The following is a 24967-nucleotide window of genomic DNA, read 5'->3' on the forward strand; positions in this document are numbered from 1 at the left end:
GGCGCGGGTCTCGGTCGCGCGCGGGGTGGCGGACGCATCCGTCGTTCGTAGACTGGGCGGGCGAGGAGGTGCCATGCGCCCACTGACCGAAGAAGAAGTGCGTTCGTCGTTCGTGAACGCCACACCGGATGACCTGCGGCTCATCACGCTGCCCGCCGACTTCATGATCACCGACTGGGATCACCTGGATTTCCTGGCGTGGCGCGACCCGCGCAGCCGCGGCCGCGGCTACCTGGTGGCCGAGATCGACGGTCAGGCTGCGGGAATCGTGCTGCGCGGGGCCGAGGGCTCGTCGCACGCGCATGCCGCGCTGTGCAACCTGTGCCACACGATGCAGCCGGCCGATCAGGTGGTCATGTACACGGCCCGCAAGGCAGGGGAGGCCGGCACCCACGGCGACAGCGTCGGCACGTACATCTGCGCCGACCTGTCATGCCATGAGAACGTCCGGCTGGCCGCCCCGCTCGCGCCGAACGAGGTGAGGGCGAGCGTCGACCGGAAGATCGACGGCACCCGGCGCCGCACCGAGGCCTTCGTCGGGCGCGTGCTCGAGACCGCGGGCGTCGCGCGATGACCGTCGTCGTCGTCGGCGACGCGCTCATCGACGAGCTGCGCGACGACCACGGCGTGCGCGAGTTCGTCGGCGGCGCCGCCCTGAATGTCGCCGTCGGGCTCGCGCGGCTGGGCGTGCCCGCGACCCTCGTCGCCATGCTGGGTGATGACGAGCCCGCGTCCCGCGTACGGCGCTACCTCGCCGATTTCGGTGTCGAGCTCATCGCGACGCCGTCGCTCTTCGGTACGGCGCGCGCGGTGAGCACCCGCTCCGGCGGTGGCGAGCCGGTCTACGAGTTCAACGAGGCGGCGCAGCGCCGCCGCATCAGGTTCGCCGACGCCGAGCGGCGGGCGTTCGCGGATGCCGACGTGGTGGTGGTGAGCTGCTTCGCGTTCGACGACGTCGAGCAGTCGGCGGAGCTGGTCGCCGCACTCGAGGAAGCGAGCACCCTCGCGCGGACCACGGCACGCGGCGAGGTGCCCGTCGCCGTCGACCCGAATCCGCGGACCGGGATGCTCCACGACAAGGCAGAGTTCGTACGCGGCTTCGAGCGGTTGGCGGCCGGCGCTGCGCTGGTGAAGGTCGGCGAGGACGACGCCGCCGTCCTGTACGGCGACCGCCTCGACGTCCTGCGCGCGCGCCTCGTCGATCTCGGCGCTCAGGCCGTGCTGGCGACGGAGGGCGCGGCCGGCGCCACGATCGAGGCGGGTGCCGTGGTCGTGACACGACCGATCTCGAATCTCCCCGGGCGCATCGTCGACACGATGGGCGCCGGCGACGCAGCCTTCGCGGCGACGGTCGCGGCGCTCGTCGACGGCGCGCCAGTGGATGCGGACGGCTGGGAGGCGGTGCTGCAGTCAGCGATGGATGCCGCGGCCGCCACGTGTCGCTTCGAAGGCGCGCTGCTGCGCACGCCCGATGCGCTCGGCGGTCTCGATCTCGACCGCATCGGCACCTAGCCAAAAGCGATCTCGGCACGTCGCGCGCCCCTCGATGCGAGCGGATTTCTGACCTCGCGCATCTACGCGTAAGATTCTGTATCGCGCCTCCGGTCGTCTGGAAAAGTCGGGTGGGTGCGCCTGGCGAGTTACCCAAGCGGCCAAAGGGATCTGACTGTAAATCAGACTGCTCAGCATTCGGGGGTTCGAATCCCTCACTCGCCACCACTCGAAAGCGCCCCCTCGTGGGGCGCTTCGTGGGTTCTGCGGTCGGTAGCCTGATGCCCATGACCTGGACCGCCACCGGAAACCTCATCGCGGAGGCCGCGACGCGGCATCCCGAACTCGTGAGCTCTGCCGTCTCCGACGGTCTGGCGCGACTCGATCCCGAGATCGCCGCGACAGTGGGTGTCGCCGCCATCGACCCGGCGCTCGCCGACACCGCCGCGTTCTGCGAGCGATATGGCGTCGCCCCTGACGTGTCGGCCAACTGCGTCGTCGTCAAGGGCAAGCGCGGCGGCGAGGTGCGGTTCGCCGCCTGCCTGGTGCTCGCCACGACACGGGCGGACGTGAACGGGTTCGTGCGCCGACGACTGGACGTGCGCAGCGTGTCGTTCGCTTCGATGGACGAGGCAGTCGCGCTGACAGGGATGGAGTACGGCGGCATCACGCCGATCGGGCTGCCGTCCGGCTGGCCGATCCTCGTCGATGCGGCCGTCGCGGATGCTCCGGAAGTGGTCGTCGGCGGGGGAGTGCGCGGCAGCAAGCTCTTCCTGCCCGGCCGTGCGCTCCTCGCGCTGCCGGGAGCGGAACGAGCCGAGGGGCTCGGGCGCGCGGCGGCGTGAGGCATCCGCTTCCGCACAGAGCGACGGCTGTACCCGCGGACCGAGGAATCGGCATCCACGCGGTGGGGTGGGGCGTGTCAGGATGGGCGTGCAGGCACTCCGCCCGCGTCACGAGAGGAACGCCATGACCGCGCCCGATCCGTATGCGCCGCCCGCCCCGACGCACGCCGCTCCCGCCGACGGCTCCCGCTCGTCGCTGCTGCGTGCCGCCATCTGGGTGGCCATCGGCGCACTCATCGCTGCCGCCGTCGTGTGCGTGCTGTGGGTGCTGCTGGGCTCGCAGAGCGACATCATCGGCCGGGCGTTCCTGACGATCCTGCTGCTGGCTGCCTTCGCCGGCGTCGCCATCCTCGACGCGCACCTCGCGCCGACGCGTCCGGCATGGTTCGCACTGGCCAGCATGGCCTCGTGGATCGTGGCGCTGCTGCTCGGCGCCGTCATGATCTGGATGCCCGAGCGCTTCCCGTGGCTGGGCTTCTCGCGGTTCATCCAGTTCCTGCTGATCGTGCTGATCCTGCAGCTCGTGCTGCTGCACCTCCGGTTCTATCTGAAGGCGTTCCAGCGCCATGACACGCCCTTCACCCGCACGGTCGCGATCATCACGATCGCACTCGTGGTCGCGCTGGCGGCGCTGCTGATCATTCCGCTGGCCTTCGGCGAATGGCTGTACCTCGCCGACATCTACTGGCGCATCGTGGTGGCCGTCGCGATCCTCGCGGCGCTCGGCACGGCGCTCGTGCCGCTCGTGAACGTCCTCTTCGCGCCCAAGAAGCAGCGCGCTCCCCTGACGTACGGCCCGGTCGCGCCCGCAGCCGGTCCGGCACCGACGGCATCGTCCACCCCGGCCGCGCAGGAGCTGCTCCCGTGGCCGACCTACGTCGACGCCGTCACGCCGCTGCCCATGCTGCCGGACGGCTCGCCCGACTGGAACGCGTACTACACGGGCTACCCGTCGCCGGGCGCGCACGTCTTCACGGCGGTCGAGCCGGCCGCGCCCGCCGCACCGCAGGCGGTGCCGACGCAGCCTGCCGCTCCGGCGCAGCCCGCGCCGGCGCCAGGCTACGAGGGATACCCGCCGCCCCCGCCGCTGCCGCCGCGCTCGTAGCGGGCGGTGCCGCGCCGCGGCGCGGGGAGTGTCGACATCGTGTGATCTCGCCGAGGGCACGCGCCCGATCCGCGCGCAGCGTGTGCGTTCGGCGAGATCACATGAACTCGACGGGATGCTGACGCCGACGCCGACGGCTTCAGCGGGCGAGCATCTCCAACGCCGCCATCGCCGCGTTGTGGCCGCCCAGTCCGCTCACCCCGCCGCCGCGGCGCGCCCCTGAGCCGCACACCAGCACGTTCGCGTGCGCGGTGGCGACGCCCCAGCGCGCGGCGGCGGTCACGAGCGGATCGTCGTCGTCGGCCCACGGCCACGACAGCCCGCCGTGGAAGATGTCACCGCCCACCATCCCCAGCGAACGCTCCAGGTCGGCCGTCGTGCGCGCCTCGATGCACGGCGAACCATCGGGCGCCTCGTACACGCAGTCGGCGATCGGCTCGGCCAGGACCGAGTCGAGCGAGCGCTGAGCCGCGTCGAGGAGCGCCGCGCGCGCGGCATCCGGATCCCGCCCCTCGAGGAGTCGATGCGGCGTCTGCAGTCCGAACAGCGTCAGGGTCTGCGCGCCCGACGCGCGCAGCGCGGGGCTGAGGATCGAGGGGTCGGTGAGCGAGTGGCAGTAGATCTCGGCCGGCAGAGGATCCGGGATGCTGCCACCGAGCGCCGTCGTGTACGCCCCGTCGAGCTGAGACATGGTCTCGTTGACGTGGAAGGTGCCGGCGAACGCGGCCTCGGCAGCCACCCGCTCGTCGCGCAGACGGGGGAGGCGCCGGAGCAGCATGTTGACCTTGAGCTGTGCGCCCTCCGCCGCGGTGGGCTCCTCGACGGATGCCGCGGCCCCACCCGCGGCGAGCAGCGACGCGAGCACAGCCGGGCCCACCCCGCTCAGCACCAGTCGCGCCTGGACGGCGGTGTCGTCGCCGAGCGTGACGCGGCCGTCGGGTGACACCGCCACCACCACGGCGCCGGTCCGAAGGTCGGCGCCTGCGGCGATCGCGGCGCGCGACAGCTCGGCCGTCACGCGGCCCATGCCGCCGACGGGCACGTCCCAGTCGCCCGTGCCGCCGCCGATCACGTGGTAGAGGAAGCAGCGGTTCTGCCGAAGGCTCTCGTCGTCGGCCGACGCGAAGGTGCCGATGAGGCCGTCGGTCAGGGCGATGCCCCGCGCGATGTCCGTATCGAGGGACGACCGCAGCAGGCTGCCCAGCGGATGCACGAACAGCGCCTCCCAGAGGGCGTCGTCATCCAGCCGGGCGCGCAGCTCGGCGGCGCGGCGCAGCGGCTCGGTCATGGACGGGAAGAGCAGTCGTGCGACGGGTGCGAGGCGTGCGGACAACTCGGCGACGCGCGTCGCCTCGCCGGTGCCTCCGGTGACCCGGGCGAAGGAGTCCGCAGTGGCCGCGGCATCCGCCGTGTCGATGAGGATGCCGCGCGACGGGTCGCCGGGATCGGGCGTGTAGGACGAGAAGCGGCGGCGACGCAGCCGGATGTCGAGGCCCAGGTCGTCGATGATGGTCCGCGGCAGCAGGCTCACGAGGTAGGAATAGCGCGACAGTCGCGCGTCGACGCCCTCCCAGGGCTGCTCGGACACCGCGGCGCCGCCGACGTGGTCGAGGCGCTCGAGCACCACCACGGAGTGGCCGGCTCGCGCCAGGTAGGCGGCAGCGACGAGGGCGTTGTGCCCGCCGCCCACGATGGCGACGTCGTAGATGGGGGAGCGGGCGCCGGCAGCCATGGCCTCACGCTAGCGAGCCGCGGCCGCTGAGTGCAGGGTCTGTTCTCCGCGCCTCGGCCTGTGCAACGCGCATCGGGTGAGGGAGGGTCGCCGGCCCGGCCGCCGGATACCGTGGAGGCATGAGCCTCGAGCACGACCTCGAATCCCTTGCCATCGACATCGCGCGTGAAGCCGGTGAGCTCGCTCGCACGCGGCGCGACGCCGGGGTGGCCATCGCGGCGACCAAGTCGGCGCTCGCCGACATCGTCACGGAGGCCGACCGCGAAGTCGAGGCGCTGATCCGCACCCGTCTGAAGGAGGCCCGGCCGGACGACGGCTTCCTCGGCGAGGAGAGCGGCGCCGAGCGCGGGGCCGGGGACGTGACCTGGGTCGTCGACCCGATCGACGGCACCGTCAACTACGCGTACGGCATCCCGACGTACGCGGTGAGCATCGCCGCCGTGCAGGGCGAACCCGCTCCCGGCGAGTGGACGGCATTGGCCGGCGTCGTCTTCGCGCCGGTCAGCGGTGAGGTCTTCCACGCCGCCCGCGGCGAGGGCGCCTGGCTGGGGGTGAACCGGCTCGCGGTCAACCCCGAGGTCGGACCCGCCGGCGCACTTCTGGCGACGGGGTTCGGGTACGACCCCGCGACCCGCCCCGGAGACCTCGAGATGATCGCTCGGGTCATGCCCTCGCTGGCCCGGGACCTGCGCCGCGCGGGAGCCGCCTCGCTCGACCTGTCGTACGTGGCGGCCGGTCGCCTCGACGGCTACTTCGAGCGCGGGCTCGCCCCGTGGGACCTTGCGGCCGGCTCTCTGCTGGTCACCGAGGCCGGCGGCCGATTCGGTCGCGCCGAGCCCGACGGCGGCCCGCGTGCGCCGCTCGTCGTCGCGGCCACTCCGGCGATCTTCGATCGCCTGGCTGAGGCCGCCGGACTGGCGTGACACCGGCCGTCTCATCGAACTTTCACGAAATGCGCAGGACGAAATCCGAGTCTTACATGGCATTCCCAGCACGCCCGGGGTAGTGTTTACCCGATCGTTACCTTCGCCGCCCGAACGGCGGAGGTGGTCCTAGCCCGACTGACCGCCTTGCCGCGTGCATCCCCCTCGCGGCACGACCTGAGAGCCCGACTCCGCTTTGCCTTTTGATGCCCCCATGGCTGAGCCTGCGCCCACGCGCCGATCCAGCCGCACCTCCCCGACGCCTGTGCAGGCGACGCCGGAGACCCCGGGGACGGGCCGCGCCACGGTACGGCGGCAGGCGGCGAGCACCGCTCCCGAGCGTCCCGCGGTGGTCTGGGGTCGTCCCGTAGATGCCAAGCGGACGGATGCCGCGGGCCTGCCCGCTGCGCAGACTCCGGCGCCGTCAGGCGGGAGCGCTCCCCTCGCAGCCGCACCCGCGCTTCCTCCCGTCGCCGCGGAGCAGGCGAGCCGGCGCACGCGACGCGCGCAGACCGGCCCGCAGTCGACGATCGCTGTGTCCTCGAGCATCGCGCCCTCGGGAACCGTCCCGCCGATCGCCGCGCAGGCGCCGGCAGCACCGGAGCGCCCCGCGGCCACGTTCGAGGCCGAGCTGCCGACGCGCGAAGAGCCGGCGCCGTTGCTGGACACCGTGCTCGTTCCCGCCGAGCCGTTCGAGCTTCTCGAGCCTGCTGTCGAGGCCGCTGCCGCAACGCCGGTCGCCGTCGCCGAGACGGTTGCGCCGACGGGCGCCGACACCGGCTCCGCGTGGGTGGCCGACACCTTCGCGAAACTGCTCGCCGCTCAAGCGGCCGCCGCGGCCGCGGTCGCGTCGACGCCGGCGGTGGTCGAGACCGGCGTCACCGCGAACAACCCCGCGACGCACACGCCGGCAGCGCCGCGTGTCGCAACACCCCAGAGCACGGCTCAGCCGCAGATGGCGGGCACGTCAGCGCCGCAGACGTCCGAGTCGCCGTCGATCGCCGTGCCGTCGGCGGAGACGCAGGCGCAGACCACGGCACCGTCGCTCGCGGTGCCCGGCCGTCGACGCACCGCCGCCGCCTCGCAGACGCCCGCGCCCGCAGCGACCATCGGCTCCCCGCATGTCGCGCAGCAGACCGCCGCGCCGACCGCGCCGCCGACCGCCGCCCCGCGGACCGCAGCACCCACCACGCCTCAGGCCGGCGCGTCGCAGTCCACCGGCGCCCCGTCGCAGCACGCCGAGCAGCCCCGCCCCGAGCGCGTGGGGCCCTTGACCGGACCGATTCCTCAGCCCGCGGCATCCGATGTCGATGAATTCGAGGCAGCCGCGCGGCTGTTCTCGTTCACGGGCGAGACCCCGGTCCAGCGGGCTCCGCGCCCCGCCGGTCCCGCACCGGAGGCGGAGTCCACTCAGCGCACGACCTCGCCGTCCCCGGCACGTCGCGGATCCGCCTTCCGGCGGACGGCGACGGCGTCGTTCTCGGTGGGTGTGCTGGGGATCGTCGGCCTCCTCGCGGTCGGGATGACCACGCCGGCGGAGGCGGTCGCCGCCGTGAACGGCACCGACGCGCCGCTGTCGGTCGTCGCGGCGGGCGACAACACCGTGCCGGTCATCGACGAGGCCGAGATCCAGGCGTACGTCGCCCCGGGCGATGCGCAGAACGACACCCTTCAGCGGACTGAGAACTACACGACCACGACGACCGCGCAGCTGGCGTCCGAGGCCGGCATCAAGAACTTCTCGAACCTGTTCCACAACAATCCGAACTCGAACATCCAGTGGCCCTTCGCGGTCGGCGTGACGATGTCGTACGGGTTCGGAATGCGCTCGGGACGCATGCACGAGGGCATCGACTTCACGCCGGGCAACGGCGCGCCCGTGCAGGCGATCGCCGACGGCACGGTGCGTGTCGCGTCCGAGGCGGGCGGCGCCTACGGCGTGCACGTGATCATCGACCACATCGTCGACGGCGAGCTGGTCTCGAGCCACTACGCGCACATGCAGTACGGCTCGCTCCAGGTCTCGCCCGGCCAGCACGTGACCGTCGGCACCGTGATCGGTCACACCGGCAACACCGGACGCTCGTACGGTGCCCACACGCACTTCGAGATCCTGAAGAACGGCACCACCGCGATCGACCCCTGGCCGTGGCTCCAGGAGCACACCGACGGCACCCACACGGTGGGCTGACCGGTTCGGAAGGATGCCGGGCCTCTGGTATCCTCTTCTAGTTGCCTGCTCGCAGGCAGCACGCCCCGATAGCTCAGTGGCAGAGCACTTCCATGGTAAGGAAGGGGTCGTCAGTTCAATCCTGACTCGGGGCTCGCAGCATCCATCTTCATTCACCTCGGATGCCGTGCGGCAGGGTAGCTCAGTTGGTGAGAGCGCACGACTCATAATCGTGAGGTCGCGGGTTCAAGCCCCGCTCCTGCTACGGATCGCCCCGGAATCTCGCCGATTCTCCGGGGCTTTCTTCTTGCCCTGGATGATGTCCGGGAGTCAGCGGGCCGGCTGACGCGTCAACTCGTCGCCCGAGACCGTCGCATGGCCACCAATACGACGGCCCAGGTGATGAGCAGCACGCCCGTCAGTGCGAACCCGAGGCCGTCGATGCCGATGGATGCCACCCAGGGCAGCGGGCCGCCGAGACCCAGATTGGCCACGAGGACGTCCGCCAGCTGGACGACCGCGATCAGGACCGCGGCCAGCACCGAGATGCCGGTCATCGCGAGCGCGTAGACGTCGCCCAGGTGGCGACGACCGGGCCGCCAGCTGTACGCGCGGCGCATCACCGCGCCCTGGGTGGTGTCGAAGGCGCTCATTCCGGCGGCGAACAGGATCGGCAGGGTGAGCGCCGCCCACCAGGGCACCGCTGCGAACGTGGCCGCACCCGCGAGGGTGAGCAGTCCGATCTCCGTCGCGGTGTCGAAGCCGAGACCGAACAGCAGCCCGACGACGTACATGCGCGATGGCCGGTCCACTGCCCGCTCGAGGGGACCGAGCATCCGCAGCACCGGCCCGCCTGCGTGCCCGTGGCGATGCCGGAGCGATGCGATGTTGAGGGCGGCGATGATGAGCAGGAAGACGCCCGAGACGGTCGGGCCGATGATGCCGGTCCAGGTGCGGAGGGCGGAGGAGTCATCGGCGAGGGAGGTGCCGATCGCGCTGATCCCCAGTGCCAGCAGGATGCAGAGCACCACGACGATCGTCGAGTGGCCGAGCGAGAACCAGAATCCGACGGTGCCGGCCGGCTTGCCGCGTTCGGCGAGGCGGCGGGTGGTGTTGTCGATCGCTGCGATGTGGTCGGCGTCGAACGCGTGGCGCACCCCCAAGGCATAGGCGGTGACTCCGACGCCGAGCGTGACGAGCGCGCCGCCGCCGCCACCGAGCGGGATGCCGGCGGGGATCACCAGGAGGACGAGGACTCCCCAGCCGAGCACGTGCAGGAGGATGATCAGGGAGACGACGCCGATCGTGCTGCGACGGAGGCGCGTCGTGGGCCGGTCACCATGCAGGGCTGTCACTGTGAGTCCTTTCCGGCTCGGGCGTGCCTTCCGGCTCCGGCGTGCCTTCTGATTCGAACGTGAGCGAGCGCTCTCGTGCATCCGCGACCCAGCCCTCCCACACGCGGTCGAGGGGCGAGCCGTGGGTGTGATCCGAGAGGTGACGCGCCACGGCTCCGGGCTGATCGAACTCGAGATCCCCTGCCTGAGTGGGTGGGCGGAACCCGACGGCGATCACGGCATCGATCACGCGGTTGCTGCCGAGCACCCCGGGCTCGGGCGCATCGCCGGCGGCCTCCAGTCGTTCCACCAGGATCGGTCCGCCGCTGTCGCAGACGTCGAGCGCCGAGGCCAATCGCCCGCCCCGCTCGCCGTACCTGCCGAGCACGAGCGTCTCGCGGATCACCGCGCGCGCGTCCGAGCCGAGTGTGAGGGAGGTTCGGCGTTCGGCGTCCGCCCCGTCGGTGACGACGAAGGGCAGCCCCTGCCACAGCAGCGTCCCGCCGGCTCCGATCGCGACGTCGAGAACCCACGAGGAACGCGCACCGCGATACGCGACAGTACCCCCGACATCCTCGATCTCGACGGTGCAGCCCGGGCCGACCTCGATCTCCATGTGCACGTGGTCGCCGCCGAGCAGCACCATGCCGGCCGCCGCGACGGCTATGCGCGCATGCATGCGATCGCGCGAGATGAGCCGCGGTGCGAGCGCGCCCACGGCAAGGTCCACGTGTGCGCGCGGTTCACCCGCGGTCACGGCGATGCGCGTGGAGCTCACTCGTCCGTTCTCAGCCTCGCGCGGCGGGTGTGCGCGAATGGTCGTGGACGGGGGTGGCGTCGGAGGATCCGTGTTCGTGCGAATGGACGAAGCCACCGTCCGGGTGGTCCTCATCGGCGTGGAAGTGCGGCGCCATCGGGCCGGGATCCTGGGGGATGTGGGTTCCTCCGCGGTGACTCGCGAGCATCGTGAGCACCCAGGCCCGCAGCGCCGCGACCGACGCGGCGTCGTGCCGTGACAGGGCCAGCACGGCGCGGCCCTCGCGCGCGGCTTCGGCATCCGTCACCATCTGCTCCACATCGACGCCGACGTACGGCGCGAGGTCGGTCTTGTTGACGACGAGCAGGTCGGCGCGTGCGATGCCCGGGCCGCCCTTCCGCGCGACATCGCCGCCGCCGGCGACGTCGAGGACGAAGATCTGCGCGTCGACGAGGGCCGGCGAGAACGTCGCCGTCAAGTTGTCCCCGCCCGACTCGATGAGCACCACGTCGAGGGGCGCGAAGTCCCGCTCGAGGTCCTCGGCGGCGAGCAGGTTGGTGGTGATGTCGTCGCGGATCGCGGTGTGCGGGCACGCGCCGGTCTCGACGGCGCGGATGCGCTCGGGGTCGAGCACGCCGGCGGACCGGAGGAACCGGGCATCCTCATCTGTGTAGATGTCGTTCGTGATGACGCCGAGGCGCAGCTCGGTCGCAAGGGCGCGGCACACCGTGGCGATCAGCGACGACTTGCCGGTGCCGACGGGACCGGCGACGCCGAGCCGCAGCGCGCGAGGAGCGGTGGATGAGTCAGGCACGGAAGAGTCTCCTGTTCGTGAGGGCGTGGACCTCTGTCCACGCTTCGGCTTGGGGGGCGCTCGCCGCCGGGATCGCCTCGGGTGAGTCGACCGCCGCCAGCTGGGGGACGAGGGGATCGACCGCCGCGCACGCGTCGATGACGAGCCGGACACCGTCGACAGGGTCGCCGGGGTCGAGCTTGAGAAGGGCCGCGACGCCGCCGGCCATGTCGTCGTAGACGGCGACGCGCACGAGCGTCTCGGCATCGAGCCCCGCGTGGACGGCGATCGCACCGAGCACGATCGGGCGAGGCGGCGTCGCCGCATCGCCCGCGGTCAGCGCGGCGATCGCGGGGGACTGCGGCCACAGGCGCTGCGCGAGGCGCAGCAGCCCGCGGCCCAGGTCCATGGAGGCGATCCGCGCGGCGCGGCTCGGGGTCCGCGCCGCCCATGCTCGTTCGATCGGCGCATACGGTGTGCCGCTCAGACCCGCACGCCGCGCCACGACGGCGGTCGCGGCATCCACCAGCGTCGTCGTGCGGGCACGTCCGCGCAGGAACGCCCCGACGTCCGCTCGTGCGAGCCCGGCCTGGATCGCGGGCTCGACACCCGCCGAGAACGCGTGCCCACCCGAGGGAAGACGTGCGTCGGCGAGCAGCATGGTGACGGTGTGCGCGGCGGAGTCCATGGTGCGTCTCAGAACAGGTTGTACAGCTGGGCGAGGGGGAGGGATGCCGCGGGCGCCGGTTCGACGTCCTCGCCGTCGATCGCGATCTCGAAGGTGTCGGGGCGGATGCGGATGGAGGGCAGCACGTCGTTGTTCTTCATGTCGGCCTTGCCGATGTGACGTGTGGGCTCGACGGCTGCGAGCCGCCGGCGCAGACCGAGTGTCTCGGCGAGGCCGTCCTCGAGGGCCGCGGGCGAGACATAGGTGACCGACAGGTCGGCCCCGATCGTGTCGCCGAAGGACGGTCGCATCATGACGGGCTGCGGTGTCGGGATCGACGCGTTCGGGTCGCCGAGCGCGGCCCACGCGATCGCTCCGCCCTTGATGACCACGGCCGGGCGGACGCCGAAGAACTTCGGGTCCCACACCGTCAGGTCGGCGAGCTTGCCGACCTCGATCGATCCGACGTCGTAGGCGATGCCGTGGGCGATCGCGGGGTTGATCGTGTACTTCGCCACATAGCGCCGCGCGCGCTCGTTGTCGGCCGGCATCCCCCCGTCCAGCGGGCCGCGACGGTGCTTCATGACGTGCGCCACCTGCCAGGTGCGCGTGACCACTTCGCCGATGCGGCCCATGGCCTGCGCGTCGGACGAGGTCACCGACAGCGCTCCGATGTCGTGGAGGATGTCTTCCGCGGCGATCGTCGTGGCGCGGATGCGGGACTCCGCGAACGCGAGATCCTCCGGCACCGCGGGGTTGAGGTGGTGGCAGACCATCAGCATGTCGAGGTGCTCGGCGACGGTGTTCATGGTGTGAGGCAGCGTCGGGTTCGTCGATCCCGGGATCACGTTCGGCAGGCCCGCGATCGACAGGATGTCGGGCGCGTGACCGCCACCGGCGCCTTCGACGTGGAACGCGTGGATCGAGCGTCCGCCCATCGCCGCGATGGTCGACTCGACGAAGCCGGCCTCGTTCAGCGAGTCCGAGTGCAGGGCGACCTGTAGACCCCACTCCTCGGCGGCGCGCAGCGATGCGTCGATCGCGGCGGGGGAGGAGCCCCAGTCCTCGTGCACCTTGTAGCCCGCGGCGCCCGCGAGCGCCTGCTCCTTCAGCGCAGCCATGGACACGGTGTTGCCCTTGCCGAGAAGCAGGACGTTGACGGGGAGGGGGTCGAGCGCGCGGTGCATCGCGGACAGGTGCCAGGCGCCCGGAGTGACGGTCGTCGCCTTCGATCCCTCGGAGGGGCCGGTGCCGCCGCCCACGATCGTGGTGATCCCGGTCGCGAGGGCCTCGTGGATCTGCGAGGGCGAGAGCAGGTGGACGTGCGAGTCGATCGCGCCGGCGGTGACGATGCGGCCCTCGCCGGAGATGACGTCGGTCGAGGGCCCGATGATCATGTCGATGCCGTCGCTGATGTCGGGATTGCCGGCATGGCCGATTCCGACGATGCGACCGTCACGGATGCCGATGTCGGCGCGGATGATGCCCCACCAGTCCAGGATGATCGCGTTGGTGATGACGGTGTCGAGCGCGCCGCCCGCCCGGGTCGTCGTGGCCTGCGCCATCGATTCGCGGATGGACTTGCCGCCGCCGAAGACGGCCTCCTCTCCGCCCGCGGTGAGGTCGCGCTCGATCTGTATCCACAGATCGGTGTCGCCCAGACGCACCTCGTCGCCGACGGTCGGGCCGTAGATGGCGGCGTACCGCGACCGGTCAAGCCAGACCATCGAGCAGCTCCTCTCCGTCGGTCTTGATCCGGATGCCGGGGACCCGACGGGCGCCGCGCAGCGCGACGGCGTCGAGCTCTCGCGATGCCCCCGGCTCGAAACGCTGCGAGGTTCCGGACGCGATGTCGAGGCGGAACCCGTGCGCCCGCACGCGGTCGAACTGCAGTGCCGGATTCACATCGGGGAGGTGGATGTGCGAGCCGATCTGGATCGGCCGATCGCCGGTGTTCACGAACACGAGCCGGATGCGCTCCGTCTCGCTCCGATCGGCGTTGAGCTCGATGCGTCCCGGTCGGATCCGGTAGGCGCCGGGGCCCTGGAAGGTAGCGGATGCCACAGCGACTCCTCAGTCGATCGGGTGGTGGACGGTGACGAGCTTGCGACCATCCGGAAAGGTCGCCTCCACCTGCACGTCCGCGAGCATCTCGGGAACGCCCGCCATCACCTGGTCCCGCGTGAGGACCGTGCGGCCCTCCTGCATCAGCTCGGCGACGCCACGGCCTTCCCGGGCCCGTTCGATCACCCAGGAGGACAGCAGAGCGACCGTCTCGGGGTGATTGAGCAGGATGCCGCGCTCGAGCCGGTCGCGGGCGACCATCGCTGCGACCGACAACAGGAGCTTCTCGGTTTCGGCGGGCGTGAAGTGCATTCGGACCTCCGGCGGGTGATGTCAGAAGTGTGCCATATCGCCAGTATTCACCGGAGGTGGCGAAAAGCCGCCGGTCTCGGCATCCGGTCAACGAGCCCCGGAATCACGGTTCACCTGGCTCGCGGGGCGGCTGACGATTAACAGGATCGGAACAACCGAGAAATGTCAGAGCAATGTCACGCGCCCATGCTGGCAATGACCGCAGCAGTCGGCGACCACCTTCCGCCGATCCAACCGGCACGCGAAGCCCGGCACCAGCAGGCATCGAGACGCACCACCGGCCCACCTCTGCACCACACGTCTGACTCACCGATCAGCGCGCTCCGTCACACCCGCGACACGCCCTTCCTTCGGCGTTCCCGTGGGCGGTGCCGGTGCGACGGCGTCATCCGGCGTGCCCGCAGGACGGGCCATCACCCGAGAACGCACCACCTGCATCACACAGAAACGGAGTTCCCATGACAACGAACAGGACACGGCGGGCGCGCAGCCTGCTGGCCGTTCCCGCTCTCGCGGCGACGGTCGCCCTCGTGCTCGCCGGCTGCGGCTCCCGCGCCGGCGATGCTCCCACTGCCGCCGGATCGGATGCCGCAGCCCCGGCGAGCTGCATCGACACCTCCGGCGACACGATCAAGCTCGGCTTCCTCAATTCCCTCACCGGCGGCATGGCCATCTCGGAGCAGACCGTCTCCAATGTCCTGCACATGGCCGCGGACGAGATCAACGCCGACGGCGGCATCCTCGGCAAGCAGATCGAGTACATCCAGGAAGACGGTGCCACCGACTGGCCCACCTTCGCGGAGAAGACCGAGAAGCTGCTCACCCAGGACTGCGTCGCCGCGATCTTCGGCGGCTGGACCTCGTCCTCTCGCAAGGCCGTAAAGCCCGTCGTTGAGGAGAACAACGGACTCTTCTTCTACCCGGTGCAGTACGAAGGCCTCGAGTCGTCGCCGAACATCTACTACACCGGCGCGACCACCAACCAGCAGATCATCCCCGCGATGGACTACCTCGCCGCGCAGGGGGTGAAGACGCTGTTCCTCGCCGGCTCCGACTACGTGTTCCCGCGCACCGCGAACGCGATCATCAAGCTCTACGCCGAAGAGCTCGGCATCGAGATCGTCGGCGAGGAGTACGTGCCCCTCGACAAGGACGACTGGACCACCCAGGTGTCCAAGATCGTGGCGGCGAACCCCGATTTCGTCTTCAACACGATCAACGGCTCGTCGAACGTCGGCTTCGTCAAGGCCTACTACGACGCCGGTCTCACCCCGGAGACGACTCCGATCATCTCGGTGTCGATCGCCGAGGAGGAGGCGCCGGCGATGGGCCACGAAGTCACCGGCAACTACGCGTCGTGGAACTACTTCCAGTCGATGGACACGCCCAACAACCCGGCGTTCATCGAGCGTTGGAAGGCCTACCCGGGCAGCAGCGGTGTCACCTCCGACCCGATGGAGGCGGCGTACATCTCGCTCTACCTCTACAAGGAGCTCGTCGAAGCGGCAGGTTCGTTCGAGGTCGACGACGTGAATGCGGCCGCCGCGGCGGGTGGGATCACCGTCGATGCGCCGGAGGGCGTCGTCACGCTCGACGGCGAGAACCACCACATCTCGAAGCCCGGCAACATCGGCAAGATCAACGCCGAGAACCAGTTCGACATCGTCTGGTCGTCCGACGGCTTCATCGAGCCCGACCCGTACCTCGAGGGCTACGACTGGTTCCCCGCCGACGTCCGCGATGCGCTGGTAGCCGCCGCGGGCTGATCCTCACCGGAGCCGGGGTCCCGTGTCCACGCGGGCACGGGACCCCGCTCCCACACCGCTCCAGACTCCCGACCGCACAGAGAGCGAAAGCACGTGGATGCACTCTTACCGCCCCTGCTGAACGGCACCGCGCTAGGTGCGCTGCTGCTGCTGGCAGCGCTCGGGCTCACCCTCACCTTCGGCCAGATGGGGGTGATCAACATGGCGCACGGCGAGTTCATCATGGCCGGCGCCTTCATCGCCTATGTGACCCAGCTGGTCGTCACCTCGAGCAACATCTCCATCCTGCTCGCGCTGCCGCTGGCGTTCCTCGGGGCGGGTCTGCTCGGCCTGCTTCTCGAGATCGGCATCATCCAGTGGATGTATCGGCGGCCGCTCGACACGCTGCTGGTCACGGTCGGGGTGGCGCTCATCCTGCAGCAGGTCGCGCTGCAGATCTTCCCCGCGCAGGGCGTCCCGGTGGAGGCCCCCGGGTGGCTCGACGGGCAGATCGACGTCTTCGGCTACGCCTGGCCGCTTCGGCAGGTGTTCACCATCGTGCTGGCCGCCGTGTGCCTGGTCGCATTGGCGGCGTGGCTGAAGTACTCGTCCTTCGGGCGCCGGATCAGGGCGACGGTTCAGAACCGCGATCTCGCCGAGACCAGCGGCATCCGCACCCGCAACATCGACCGCATCACCTTCTTCGTCGGTTCGGGCCTCGCCGGTGTCGCCGGCGTCGCCGCCTCCCTGATCGGCGGCACGAATTCTCAGATGGGCACGCAGTACATCATCCCCGCGTTCCTCGTGGTCGTCGCGGGAGGTGTCGGCCAGATCAAGGGCACGGTGATCGCCGCGTGGGCCCTGGGCATCGCGCTGTCGTTCTTCGCCGACTGGACGACCGGGAGCATGGCGCAAGTGCTCGCCTTCGTGCTGCTCGTCGTATTCCTGCAGTTCCGCCCACAGGGCCTCTTCACGGTCCGCACCCGGGGGTTGACATGACCAAACTCAAGCCGTGGCTTCCGCTGATCGGCATCGCGGTGTTCGCCGTGCTGCTCCTGGTGGTCGCGCCAGCCGTCCTCTCCATGCACTGGATCAACAACCTCGGCAAGTACTGCTGCTGGGCGATCGCGGCAGTCGGGATCGGCCTCGCCTGGGGTCGCGGAGGAATGCTCGTCCTCGGTCAGGGCGTCTTCTTCGGGCTCGGTGCCTACGCCATGGCGATGCACCTCACGCTGGAGAGCACGGCACCGGGCGGCCTCCCCGTCTTCATGATCCTGTACGACCCGTCGGCGTCGCTTCCGGCCTTCTGGGAGCCGTTCCGCAGTGACGCGTTCACGCTGGCGGCCATCCTGCTGCTGCCGGTCATCGTGGCCGGCGTGCTCGGCTACGCCCTGTTCAAGCGGAGGATCAAAGGGGCGTACTTCGCGATCCTGTCCCAGGCGCTCGCCGTGGCCCTCGCCGTCCTCATCAGCTCGACGATCCGCGAGACCGGTGGCGATACCGGGCTCAGCGACTTCAAGTACTTCTTCGGGTACGTCCTGAACGACGACGCGAACAAGGTCATGGTCTTCATGATCGCCGCGTCGCTGCTCATCCTGTGCCTGCTCGCGGTGTGGCAGCTCAACCGCAGCCGCTTCGGCGAGCTGCTGATCGCCACCCGCGACGCCGAGGAGCGCGTGCGGTTCCTCGGCTACGACCCCGCCAACATCAAACTGGTCGCCTACGTGGTCGCCGCCGTCATGGCCAGCATCGCGGGAGCCCTCTTCGTTCCGATCGTCGGCATCATCACCCCGGCCGAGATCGGCGCCTCGGCCTCGATCCTCATGATCGCCGGAGTGGCGCTCGGAGGCCGCGCCTCGCTCTTCGGCCCGGCTCTCGGCGCGATGGCCATCGGATGGGGACAGTCGAGTCTCGGGTCCAGCTGGCCGGACGGGTGGATCTACATCCTGGGGCTGGTCTTCATCCTGGTGACGCTCTTCCTCCCGATGGGCCTGTCGTCGCTGTTCGCGAAGGCGAAGGGTCTGGTGTGGCGCCCGCGCGACACACCGCCCGCTTCGCTGCCCGACCCGGCACCCGTGCTGGAGCGCGTCGAAGAGCCCGGGCGCGTCGCAGAGGAGGTGGCGAAGTGACCGCCGCCGAGGATCAATCGCTCGTCGTCACCGACCTCCGGGTCGAGTTCGATGGCTTCGTCGCGGTCGGCGGCGTCTCGTTCGACGCCCACCCGGGTGAAGTCCGCTTCCTCATCGGCCCGAACGGCGCCGGCAAGACCACCTGCATCGACGCCATCACCGGCCTGTCCAAGGGCACGGGCTCGGTCACGCTCGCAGGGCAGGAGCTCCTGGGCAAGTCGACCCAGAAGATCGTGCGGCTCGGAGTCGGGCGCACCTTCCAGACCGCGAGCGTCTTCGAGCAGCTCTCCGTGCTGCAGAACCTCGACATCGCGGCGGGGCTGCACCGCTCCTCGCTGTCGCTGCTGCGAGCGCGCCGCGGCGTCGACCCGGCGATCGAGTCGGCGCTGGAGGAGACCGGCCTCAGCGGTGAGCGCGACACACCCGCCGGCATCCTGTCCCATGGCCAGAAGCAGTGGCTGGAGATCGGCATGATGCTCGTGCAGGAACCGCGCGCCCTCCTGCTCGACGAGCCCGTGGCCGGAATGAGCCAGGATGAGCGCACCGCCACGGGGGAGCTGCTGCAGCGGATCGCCCAGCGACGAATCGTCCTGGTGGTCGAACACGACATGGACTTCATGCGCCGCTACGCGTCGCGCGTCACCGTGTTGCACCAGGGCAAGGTGCTCTCAGAGGGGGCGGTCGCGCACGTGCAGGCCGACCCCCGGGTTCAGGAGGTCTATCTCGGCACGGCCGGCGCGGCCACCACTGCCGCGATGGCCGTGATGCCCGATGCGACGACGGCGACCGCCGATGCCGCACTGCAGGAAGAGGGAGTCTGACGTGCTCGAGCTGAATGAGATCCAGGCGGGGTACGGACCGACCCTCGTGCTGCACGGTGTGACACTGCCCGCCGCCAAGGTGGTGGCCGTGCTCGGTCACAACGGCGCCGGCAAGTCGACGCTGCTGCGCGTCGCCATCGGGCTCATCAAGCCGCGGAGCGGTCAGGTGATCTTCGACGGCGACGACGTCACGTCGCTGCCGCCCAACAAGCGCGTCGCGCGTGGCATGGCGTATGTCCCGCAGGGGCAGCAGTCCTTCCCGCAGCTCACGACCATGGAGAATCTGCAGCTCGTCGCGGACGGTCGCAAGCGCGGCAAGGTGCTCATCGAGCAGCAGCTGTCGCGGTTCCCCGCGTTGGAGAAGTTCGCGGGCCGCAAGGCCGGTCTGCTCTCGGGCGGGCAGCGCCAGCAGCTCGCGATCGCGCGGGCGCTCATCACCGAGCCGAAGATGCTCATCCTCGACGAGCCGACGGAAGGCATCCAGCCCACGATCGTGGCCGAGATCGAGCACACGGTCATGCAGCTCGCGAGCGAGGGGCTGTCGGTTCTCCTCGTCGAGCAGCACATCGGCTTCGCGTTGGAGGCCGCCGACAAGTACCTCGTGCTCGCGAGCGGCTTCGTGTCCAGCGTGGGCGACGGGGGAGCCTCCGCCGCGGAAGGGGTGCGAGCGGCAATGGCGATCTAGCGCCGTCCGCCCGCAATGCGGCTGTAACACGCGGGGCGCACAATGAGCCTGACGCGAGCCGCAGGGGGTCCGGGTGGGCAGGGCAGACAACGCGCGGGCAGCCGCCGAGGACAGCCTCGAAGACTACGCCTTCCGCTATGTCCCGCGATCGTTCCGGCGCTGGAGCGCCGGTTCCATCGGTGTCACCGCCCTCGGCTCGATCGCCTTCCTCGCCGACTTCTCCATCGGCGCCAGCGGCGGGATCGAGCATGGCACGCACAACGCCGTTCTCGGCATCCTATTCGCATCCATCACGATCTTCCTCGTCGGGCTGCCCATCGCCTACTACGCCGCCCGCTACAACCTCGATCTGGATCTCATCGCGCGCGGGTCGGGGTTCGGCTACTACGGCTCGTCGATCACGACCGTCATCTTCGCGGTGTTCACGTGCATCTTCTTCGCCCTGGAGGGAGCGATCATGGCGCAGGGGCTGCACATCGCGGTCGCGATCCCGCTGCCGGTCGGCTACCTCATCTCCACGGTGGTGGTGATCCCCATCGTCATCTACGGCATGCGTGCACTCGAGCGGCTGCAGTTCTGGACCACGCCCCTGTGGCTCGCGCTGGCCCTCCTGCCGCTGCTCTGGGTGATCGTCTCCGATCCCGCAGCAGTGAGCGCGTTCGTCACGTTCCCCGGCGAGTCCGATGGGGAGGTCAGCTTCCAGGCGATCGTCGCGACGGCCGCCCTCTGCTTCGCCCTCACCCCACAGCTCGCCGAGCAGATCGACGTCATCCGGGCGATGCCCCCGCGTACTCCCCTGAATCGGCGGGCGTGGTGGGGTTCGCTGCTGTTCGCCGGACCCGGCTGGGTGATCTTCAGCGGCATCAAGCAGGTCATCGGGGTGTTCCTGGCGGTCTACCTCATCACGCGTGTCGATCCGCAGCTCGGTCAGAGGGCCGCCGAGCCGGTGCGGCAGTTCATCGCCCTCTACGAATCGATCATGCCGGAATGGCTGGCGATCGGGCTGGCGCTGGTTCTCGTCGTCGTCGCGCAGGTGAAGATCAACGTCACGAACGCCTACTCCGGCTCGCTCGCCTGGTCCAACGTCTACACCCGCCTGACCAAGACCTACCCGGGAAGATCCGTCTTCATCTTCTTCAACCTCGCCATCGCGCTCGCGCTGATGTGGATGGACGTCTTCAGCCTCATCAGCTTCGTCCTCAGCCTGTACGCCAACGTCGTGATGGCCTGGCTGGTGACCATCGCCGCCGACATCGCCATCAACAAGCACCTCCTTCACCTCTCGCCGTTGTTCCCCGAATTCCGGCGCGGGATGCTGCGCGACTGGAATCCGGTCGGCCTCGTGTCGGTCGGTCTGGCGTCGCTGCTGTCGCTCGCGGCATTCGCGGGTGCGTTCGGAGAGGCGGTGCGGCCCCTCTCGGTACTGATCGCGATCGGCGTGGCGGTGGTCACGACGCCGCTCATGGCCGTGCTGACCCGGGGTCGGTACTACCTGCGACGCCAGACGGACGGCATCGCCTCACCGATCCTCGATGTCGACGGAAACCCGTCAGGTGAGCGGCTGCGCTGCCACGTCACCGGCTATACGTTCGAGCGGCCGGATATGCTGGCGTCGGCGGAGCGCGGGACCTACGGCGAGACCCAGTACGTCTCGTCGCTCGCGCTCACGCTGGACGACTCGGATCGATATCTCCTGCCCGCCGAGCCGGCGTCCCGGCAGAACGAATCCCCGGGACGGACCGCCGAGCAGGCCGAACGGCAGAAGGGACGAGGCGGATGATGGCGGAGGGCGTCGACACTCCGACCGCGATCCTCGCCCACGCCGCCGCGGCCCTGCGCGAGCACCCGTTCGACGACATCTCGTATCGCACCCTCGGCGACGCGGTGGGGGTGTCGGAGCGAACGGTCTACCGTCACTTCCCGACGAGATCGCATCTCCTCGAGGGGCTCGCCGGGTGGATCGAGGCCACGGAGTTCCCGTTCCCGCCTTTCGTCACGATGGGGCAGTTCCAGGATGCCGCGCGCGCCAGGTTCCACGCCTTCGACGCGTCGCCGGCATTCGCGTTCGTGTGTGCCCGGGCGGCGACGATCTCGCCGACCGGCGAGGCGGAGCCGACGTTCTTCACGAGGGCTCTCGTGGCGATGCTCGCCACGAATCACCCCTCTCTGAACGAGCGGGATCTGCGACGGGTCGCGGCTGCGTTGCGGTATTTTGCGTCAGCCCCGTTCTGGGCTCGGATGCGCACCGGCTTCGACATGAGCGCCGCCGAGATGGAGGACGTCTTCGACCACACCGTCGCGCAGGTGCTGGGGGACCGGTGGAGGGCGAGCGAGACCGAGATGGGTGCCTCGCGACGGGACGGCCGATGACCGTGCCGGCGAGCTCCGACGCGGATGCGCGGGCGTCCGACGTGAGTCGGACCCAGGAGGCGATCCTCGCGGCCTACGCGGAGCTCATCGAGGAGCTCGGCACCGACGACGTGTCGTTCCGGCTGATCGCCCGACGGGCGGGTGTCGGCGAGCGTACCGTCTTCCGCAACTATCCGACGCGGGTGGATCTGCTGCTCGCGACGGCGGCGTGGATCGAGCAGAGGATCTTCCCCCGGCAGGAATCCACGAGCATCTTCGACACGCCTCTGGCCATTCGCGCGGCGATGGAGTCGTACGACCAGCGCCCGGAGCTGGCGCACGTGGTGGCAGAGACCACGATGCGCGGGATCAGCGGCGCGGCACCCAGCCCGAGGCGCGCGCGGCTGGAGCAGATGATCGATGCCGAGATCCCCTCTCTCGGACGTGCTGAGCGCATCGCGATCGTCGCAGCGCTGTCGCACCTCGACTCGGCCGCCACGTGGGTGACCTTTCACCGGGAGTTCGGAATGAGCCGTCGCGACATCGCCGACGCCGCAGCCTGGGCCGCTGAGGCGGTGCTGGACCCGGTTCGGTCACGCGTCGGCTGACAGCAGCTCGCGCGCCGGGATCAGGCCGGTGTGCGTCCGAACGCGAATCGCGTCGAGCGGCGCAGTGCGAATCCCAATCGCTCGTAGGCCGCGATGGCGTTCACATTCGACGCGGCCGCGTGCATGAGCGCCCGATCCCCGCGCTGCTGGATGTGGAACGCGACGTCGAGCACCAGCCGGGAGGCCAGACCCTGCCGTCGGTATGCGGCGTCCGTGGAGACCGCGCTGATCTCGGTCCAGCCGTCCGGGTGCAGGCGCTCGCCGGCCATCGCGACGAGCCGCCCATCCCGGCGGATGCCGATGTAGCGGCCGAGCTCGTGCGTGCGCGGCCGGAAGGGGCCGGGCTGGTTGCGTTCGACGATCGCCAGCATCTCCGCGACGTCGTCCGCTCCGAGGTCCACGGCCTCGGCATCCGGTCTCGGCTGCAGCGCGTCCGTCTCGACGAGCTGCACGCCGTCGCCGCCGCCGAGATCCTCCCACCCGGCAGGAAACGGCTGCTCGACCGCGGAGAGCCCGACGGGTGCGCCCGGTCCGACGAGATCGCGCAGCGCGTCCCACACCTCGGGGTCGTCCCACGTCCGCACCGCGACGAAGGGAGCGACGTCTTCGGGGTAGCGCCGCACGAGGTCGTTGCCGATAGCGAAACGGGCGTGCGGACCGGTGAGTGCGTGCCAGGCAGGATTGTCGAGCACGGCAGCGTCCGCGTGCGGAGCCTCTGCCGCGGACGGATGCTGCGGCTCAGGGTGCTCGGCCGGGTCTGCGATGTCGATGGCGGTGTCTGACATGGATCCAGCGTGCTCCCGCTCGGGGCGAGCGGCAAAACCGGCCTGTCATCCCCGGCAATGCAGGAGCGGCGGTCTCGGCCGGAGTGCGACTGTGACGTCGGACGACCGTCCGACGGGCACGCCTCGGGGCTCCGCCGTTAGGGTCGGCGGGAGCGCGCCCGCGCGCCTCGACCACCCACAACACCACGAGGAGCTCCGTGTCCACACTGCTGGAGGATGAGACGCTGCAGTTCGTTCGCGAGCTCATCCGCATCGAGAGCGTGAACACCGGCGTGGCGGCGACCATCGGCGACGGCGAGACCCGTGCCGCGCGGTTCGTGCAGGAGCGCCTGGCCGAGGTCGGCATCGTGTCGGAGCTCGTCGAGCCCCGGCCCGGGCGCGGCTCGCTCGTCGCCCGCATCGCCGGGAGCGATCCCGGCGCGGGAGCTCTGCTCGTGCACGCGCACCTCGATGTGGTGCCTGTGGAGGAGAGCGACTGGACGCATCCGCCGTTCGGCGCCGACATCGAGGACGGCATCCTGTACGGGCGGGGCGCCGTCGACATGAAGAACTACGCCGGCACGATCCTGGCCGTCGCCCGGCACTTCGCGCGCGAGGGCATCGTTCCCCGTCGCGACCTGGTGTTCGCCTTCCTCGCCGACGAGGAGAGCGGGGGAGTATGGGGTGCGGGCTGGCTCGTCGAGCGCCGCCCGGAGCTGTTCGCCGGCGTCACCGAGGCGCTGAGCGAGGTGGGCGGCTTCTCGGTGCCGCTCGTCGCCGACCCGGCGGACCAGCGGCGCGCGTATCTCGTCGCCACGAGCGAGAAGGGTGTCGCGTGGTCCACGCTCACTGCGCGGGGCCACGCCGCCCATGGGTCTCGCCCCACCGACGACAACGCCGTGGTGAGGCTGGCGCGCGCGGTGTCGGCTGTCGGCTCGCACCGATTCCCCGTCGTGCGCACACCGGCATTGCAGCGGTTCCTCGACGTCTTCGGTGAGGCACGCGGACTCGCCTTCACCGACGAGTCGCTCGCCGACGATCTGGCGAGCCTCGGTTTCATGGCGTCGCTGGTGGGAGCCACGACGCGCAACACCGCGACGCCCACGGTGCTGTCGGCGGGGGAGAAGACGAACATCATCCCCGCCGAGGCGTCGGCGCGGCTCGACATCCGCATCCTGCCGGGACAGGACGAGCAGCTCCGCCAGGGGCTCCGCGACCTCGCCGGTGACGACATCGACATCCGCGAGGGACGCTGGTGGTCGGCGACCGAGGCGCCGCTGGACGCCCCGATCATCGGTGTGCTGCAGGACGCGATCACCGCGCACGATCCAGAGGGGATCGTCGTGCCGTACCTGCTGCCCGCGAGCACCGACAACAAGCACTTCGCCAAGCTCGGCATCCACGGCTACGGATTCGTGCCGTTGCGGGTACCCGGCGACTTCGACGTCTTCGCGCAGTTCCACGCGGCCGACGAGCGCGTCCCGGTCGACGCGCTCCACTTCTCGGCGCGTGTCACCGAGCGCATCCTGCGGACCGCCTGAAACGACGGCGGCCCCCGCCCGCCCGCGAAGGATCGACGGCGTACACGACGGGGTGCCTGGCATTCGTCGAAGACGCGATCGTACGCGCGAACGACCTCGGGATGTTCGGCGGCGACGACGCGGCGGATTCCG

At 70.3% G+C, this 24967-nt stretch carries 24 protein-coding genes and 3 tRNA genes; 18 read left to right on the forward strand and 9 right to left on the reverse strand.

The annotated features are described in order from the left end of the window. Window positions 1-73 precede the first annotated feature (73 nt). From NCG93_RS17785 to NCG93_RS17805, 5 genes are all read left to right on the forward strand, one after another. Window positions 74-574 (forward strand): FBP domain-containing protein, encoded by a 501-nt coding sequence (locus NCG93_RS17785; RefSeq protein ID WP_194413074.1) that lies wholly within the window; start codon window positions 74-76, stop codon window positions 572-574. Further along, the gene (locus NCG93_RS17790) at window positions 571-1512 is read left to right on the forward strand and encodes a PfkB family carbohydrate kinase (protein ID WP_194413075.1); all 942 of its coding nucleotides are present in this window, start codon (window positions 571-573) and stop codon (window positions 1510-1512) included. The genes NCG93_RS17785 and NCG93_RS17790 overlap by 4 nt, the downstream gene beginning before the upstream one ends. Window positions 1513-1634: 122 nt before the next feature. Then, window positions 1635-1719: transfer RNA gene (locus NCG93_RS17795), tRNA-Tyr, on the forward strand. Between the two features lie 59 nt (window positions 1720-1778). Further along, on the forward strand, window positions 1779-2336 hold the full coding sequence (locus NCG93_RS17800; RefSeq protein ID WP_194413076.1) for a YbaK/EbsC family protein: 558 nt from the start codon (window positions 1779-1781) through the stop codon (window positions 2334-2336). A 124-nt stretch (window positions 2337-2460) separates the two neighbouring features. Next, window positions 2461-3441, forward strand: coding sequence for a hypothetical protein (locus tag NCG93_RS17805; protein WP_194413077.1), 981 nt, complete (start codon window positions 2461-2463; stop codon window positions 3439-3441). A 139-nt stretch (window positions 3442-3580) separates the two neighbouring features. Here NCG93_RS17805 and NCG93_RS17810 read toward each other — a convergent pair whose 3' ends face one another. Continuing rightward, window positions 3581-5173 carry a phytoene desaturase family protein gene (locus NCG93_RS17810; RefSeq protein WP_194413078.1) on the reverse strand — a complete coding sequence of 531 codons (1593 nt, stop codon included), beginning with the start codon at window positions 5171-5173 and terminating at the stop codon, window positions 3581-3583. 119 nt (window positions 5174-5292) lie between these two features. Here NCG93_RS17810 and NCG93_RS17815 point away from each other — a divergent pair, with 119 nt between their 5' ends. From NCG93_RS17815 to NCG93_RS17830, 4 genes are all read left to right on the forward strand, one after another. Continuing rightward, the gene (locus tag NCG93_RS17815) at window positions 5293-6096 is read left to right on the forward strand and encodes an inositol monophosphatase family protein (RefSeq protein ID WP_194413079.1); all 804 of its coding nucleotides are present in this window, start codon (window positions 5293-5295) and stop codon (window positions 6094-6096) included. 214 nt (window positions 6097-6310) lie between these two features. Further along, window positions 6311-8287, forward strand: a complete 1977-nt coding sequence (locus tag NCG93_RS17820; protein WP_241741589.1) for a M23 family metallopeptidase — start codon at window positions 6311-6313, stop codon at window positions 8285-8287. 62 nt (window positions 8288-8349) lie between these two features. Beyond that, a tRNA-Thr gene (locus NCG93_RS17825) sits at window positions 8350-8421 on the forward strand. Window positions 8422-8457: 36 nt separating this feature from the next. Beyond that, window positions 8458-8531 (forward strand) — tRNA-Met (locus NCG93_RS17830). A gap of 85 nt (window positions 8532-8616) precedes the next feature. Here NCG93_RS17830 and NCG93_RS17835 read toward each other — a convergent pair. Genes NCG93_RS17835 through NCG93_RS17865 form a run of 7 tightly spaced genes read right to left on the reverse strand, consistent with a single transcriptional unit; the run spans window position 8617 to window position 14193 of the window. Then, window positions 8617-9621 (reverse strand): HoxN/HupN/NixA family nickel/cobalt transporter, encoded by a 1005-nt coding sequence (locus NCG93_RS17835; protein ID WP_206687308.1) that lies wholly within the window; start codon window positions 9619-9621, stop codon window positions 8617-8619. Continuing rightward, entirely contained in the window at window positions 9602-10378 is a 777-nt protein-coding gene (locus NCG93_RS17840; protein WP_252787593.1) for an urease accessory protein UreD, read from the reverse strand. Before NCG93_RS17840 ends, NCG93_RS17835 begins: the two co-directional genes overlap by 20 nt. A gap of 10 nt (window positions 10379-10388) precedes the next feature. Further along, window positions 10389-11171 (reverse strand): urease accessory protein UreG, encoded by a 783-nt coding sequence (gene ureG, locus NCG93_RS17845; protein WP_252787594.1) that lies wholly within the window; start codon window positions 11169-11171, stop codon window positions 10389-10391. Then, window positions 11164-11838, reverse strand: coding sequence for an urease accessory protein UreF (locus tag NCG93_RS17850; protein WP_194413081.1), 675 nt, complete (start codon window positions 11836-11838; stop codon window positions 11164-11166). The genes ureG and NCG93_RS17850 overlap by 8 nt, the downstream gene beginning before the upstream one ends. Window positions 11839-11846: 8 nt before the next feature. Further along, on the reverse strand, window positions 11847-13544 hold the full coding sequence (locus tag NCG93_RS17855) for an urease subunit alpha (RefSeq protein WP_194413082.1): 1698 nt from the start codon (window positions 13542-13544) through the stop codon (window positions 11847-11849). Beyond that, window positions 13531-13881, reverse strand: a complete 351-nt coding sequence (ureB, locus tag NCG93_RS17860; protein WP_194413083.1) for an urease subunit beta — start codon at window positions 13879-13881, stop codon at window positions 13531-13533. Before ureB ends, NCG93_RS17855 begins: the two co-directional genes overlap by 14 nt. A 9-nt stretch (window positions 13882-13890) precedes the next feature. Beyond that, entirely contained in the window at window positions 13891-14193 is a 303-nt protein-coding gene (locus tag NCG93_RS17865) for an urease subunit gamma (protein ID WP_194413084.1), read from the reverse strand. A 458-nt stretch (window positions 14194-14651) separates the two neighbouring features. Between NCG93_RS17865 and urtA the strand changes: the two genes are divergently transcribed. From urtA to NCG93_RS17905, 8 genes are all read left to right on the forward strand, one after another. Continuing rightward, window positions 14652-15959, forward strand: a complete 1308-nt coding sequence (urtA, locus tag NCG93_RS17870; RefSeq protein ID WP_194413085.1) for an urea ABC transporter substrate-binding protein — start codon at window positions 14652-14654, stop codon at window positions 15957-15959. A gap of 93 nt (window positions 15960-16052) precedes the next feature. Continuing rightward, window positions 16053-16937, forward strand: coding sequence for an urea ABC transporter permease subunit UrtB (gene urtB / locus NCG93_RS17875; RefSeq protein ID WP_194413086.1), 885 nt, complete (start codon window positions 16053-16055; stop codon window positions 16935-16937). Beyond that, entirely contained in the window at window positions 16934-18067 is a 1134-nt protein-coding gene (gene urtC, locus NCG93_RS17880) for an urea ABC transporter permease subunit UrtC (RefSeq protein ID WP_194413087.1), read from the forward strand. The genes urtB and urtC overlap by 4 nt, the downstream gene beginning before the upstream one ends. Further along, window positions 18064-18888 (forward strand): urea ABC transporter ATP-binding protein UrtD, encoded by an 825-nt coding sequence (urtD, locus tag NCG93_RS17885; protein ID WP_194413088.1) that lies wholly within the window; start codon window positions 18064-18066, stop codon window positions 18886-18888. The genes urtC and urtD overlap by 4 nt, the downstream gene beginning before the upstream one ends. Window position 18889: 1 nt before the next feature. Then, complete coding sequence (locus NCG93_RS17890; protein ID WP_194413089.1) at window positions 18890-19573, forward strand: ATP-binding cassette domain-containing protein; 684 nt, start codon at window positions 18890-18892, stop codon at window positions 19571-19573. A 73-nt stretch (window positions 19574-19646) separates the two neighbouring features. Then, complete coding sequence (locus tag NCG93_RS17895) at window positions 19647-21353, forward strand: purine-cytosine permease family protein (RefSeq protein WP_194413090.1); 1707 nt, start codon at window positions 19647-19649, stop codon at window positions 21351-21353. Continuing rightward, entirely contained in the window at window positions 21350-21943 is a 594-nt protein-coding gene (locus NCG93_RS17900; protein WP_241741590.1) for a TetR/AcrR family transcriptional regulator, read from the forward strand. The genes NCG93_RS17895 and NCG93_RS17900 overlap by 4 nt, the downstream gene beginning before the upstream one ends. 41 nt (window positions 21944-21984) lie before the next feature. Further along, the gene (locus NCG93_RS17905; protein ID WP_252787595.1) at window positions 21985-22530 is read left to right on the forward strand and encodes a TetR/AcrR family transcriptional regulator; all 546 of its coding nucleotides are present in this window, start codon (window positions 21985-21987) and stop codon (window positions 22528-22530) included. A gap of 20 nt (window positions 22531-22550) precedes the next feature. Here the strand turns inward: NCG93_RS17905 and NCG93_RS17910 are convergent, their stop codons facing one another. Next, window positions 22551-23315, reverse strand: a complete 765-nt coding sequence (locus tag NCG93_RS17910) for a GNAT family N-acetyltransferase (protein WP_194413092.1) — start codon at window positions 23313-23315, stop codon at window positions 22551-22553. Window positions 23316-23512: 197 nt separating this feature from the next. On the opposite strand from NCG93_RS17910, the gene NCG93_RS17915 reads away from it, so the two are divergent. Further along, window positions 23513-24835 carry a M20/M25/M40 family metallo-hydrolase gene (locus NCG93_RS17915; protein WP_194413093.1) on the forward strand — a complete coding sequence of 441 codons (1323 nt, stop codon included), beginning with the start codon at window positions 23513-23515 and terminating at the stop codon, window positions 24833-24835. Window positions 24836-24967: the final 132 nt, after the last annotated feature.

The sequence above is a fragment of the Microbacterium yannicii genome, from assembly GCF_024055635.1.
GTDB classification, from domain to species: domain Bacteria; phylum Actinomycetota; class Actinomycetes; order Actinomycetales; family Microbacteriaceae; genus Microbacterium; species Microbacterium yannicii.

Excerpts from the sequence above, each read along its gene's own strand:
- NCG93_RS17785 (WP_194413074.1), top strand. The coding sequence starts at position 74 with ATGCGCCCACTGACCGAAGAAGAAGTGCGTTCGTCGTTCGTGAACGCC.
- NCG93_RS17790 (WP_194413075.1), top strand. The coding sequence starts at position 571 with ATGACCGTCGTCGTCGTCGGCGACGCGCTCATCGACGAGCTGCGCGAC.
- NCG93_RS17800 (WP_194413076.1), top strand. The coding sequence starts at position 1,779 with ATGACCTGGACCGCCACCGGAAACCTCATCGCGGAGGCCGCGACGCGG.
- NCG93_RS17805 (WP_194413077.1), top strand. The coding sequence starts at position 2,461 with ATGACCGCGCCCGATCCGTATGCGCCGCCCGCCCCGACGCACGCCGCT.
- NCG93_RS17810 (WP_194413078.1), bottom strand. The coding sequence starts at position 5,173 with ATGGCTGCCGGCGCCCGCTCCCCCATCTACGACGTCGCCATCGTGGGC.
- NCG93_RS17815 (WP_194413079.1), top strand. The coding sequence starts at position 5,293 with ATGAGCCTCGAGCACGACCTCGAATCCCTTGCCATCGACATCGCGCGT.
- NCG93_RS17820 (WP_241741589.1), top strand. The coding sequence starts at position 6,311 with ATGGCTGAGCCTGCGCCCACGCGCCGATCCAGCCGCACCTCCCCGACG.
- NCG93_RS17850 (WP_194413081.1), bottom strand. The coding sequence starts at position 11,838 with ATGGACTCCGCCGCGCACACCGTCACCATGCTGCTCGCCGACGCACGT.
- NCG93_RS17855 (WP_194413082.1), bottom strand. The coding sequence starts at position 13,544 with ATGGTCTGGCTTGACCGGTCGCGGTACGCCGCCATCTACGGCCCGACC.
- NCG93_RS17865 (WP_194413084.1), bottom strand. The coding sequence starts at position 14,193 with ATGCACTTCACGCCCGCCGAAACCGAGAAGCTCCTGTTGTCGGTCGCA.
- urtA (WP_194413085.1), top strand. The coding sequence starts at position 14,652 with ATGACAACGAACAGGACACGGCGGGCGCGCAGCCTGCTGGCCGTTCCC.
- urtC (WP_194413087.1), top strand. The coding sequence starts at position 16,934 with ATGACCAAACTCAAGCCGTGGCTTCCGCTGATCGGCATCGCGGTGTTC.
- NCG93_RS17900 (WP_241741590.1), top strand. The coding sequence starts at position 21,350 with ATGATGGCGGAGGGCGTCGACACTCCGACCGCGATCCTCGCCCACGCC.
- NCG93_RS17910 (WP_194413092.1), bottom strand. The coding sequence starts at position 23,315 with ATGTCAGACACCGCCATCGACATCGCAGACCCGGCCGAGCACCCTGAG.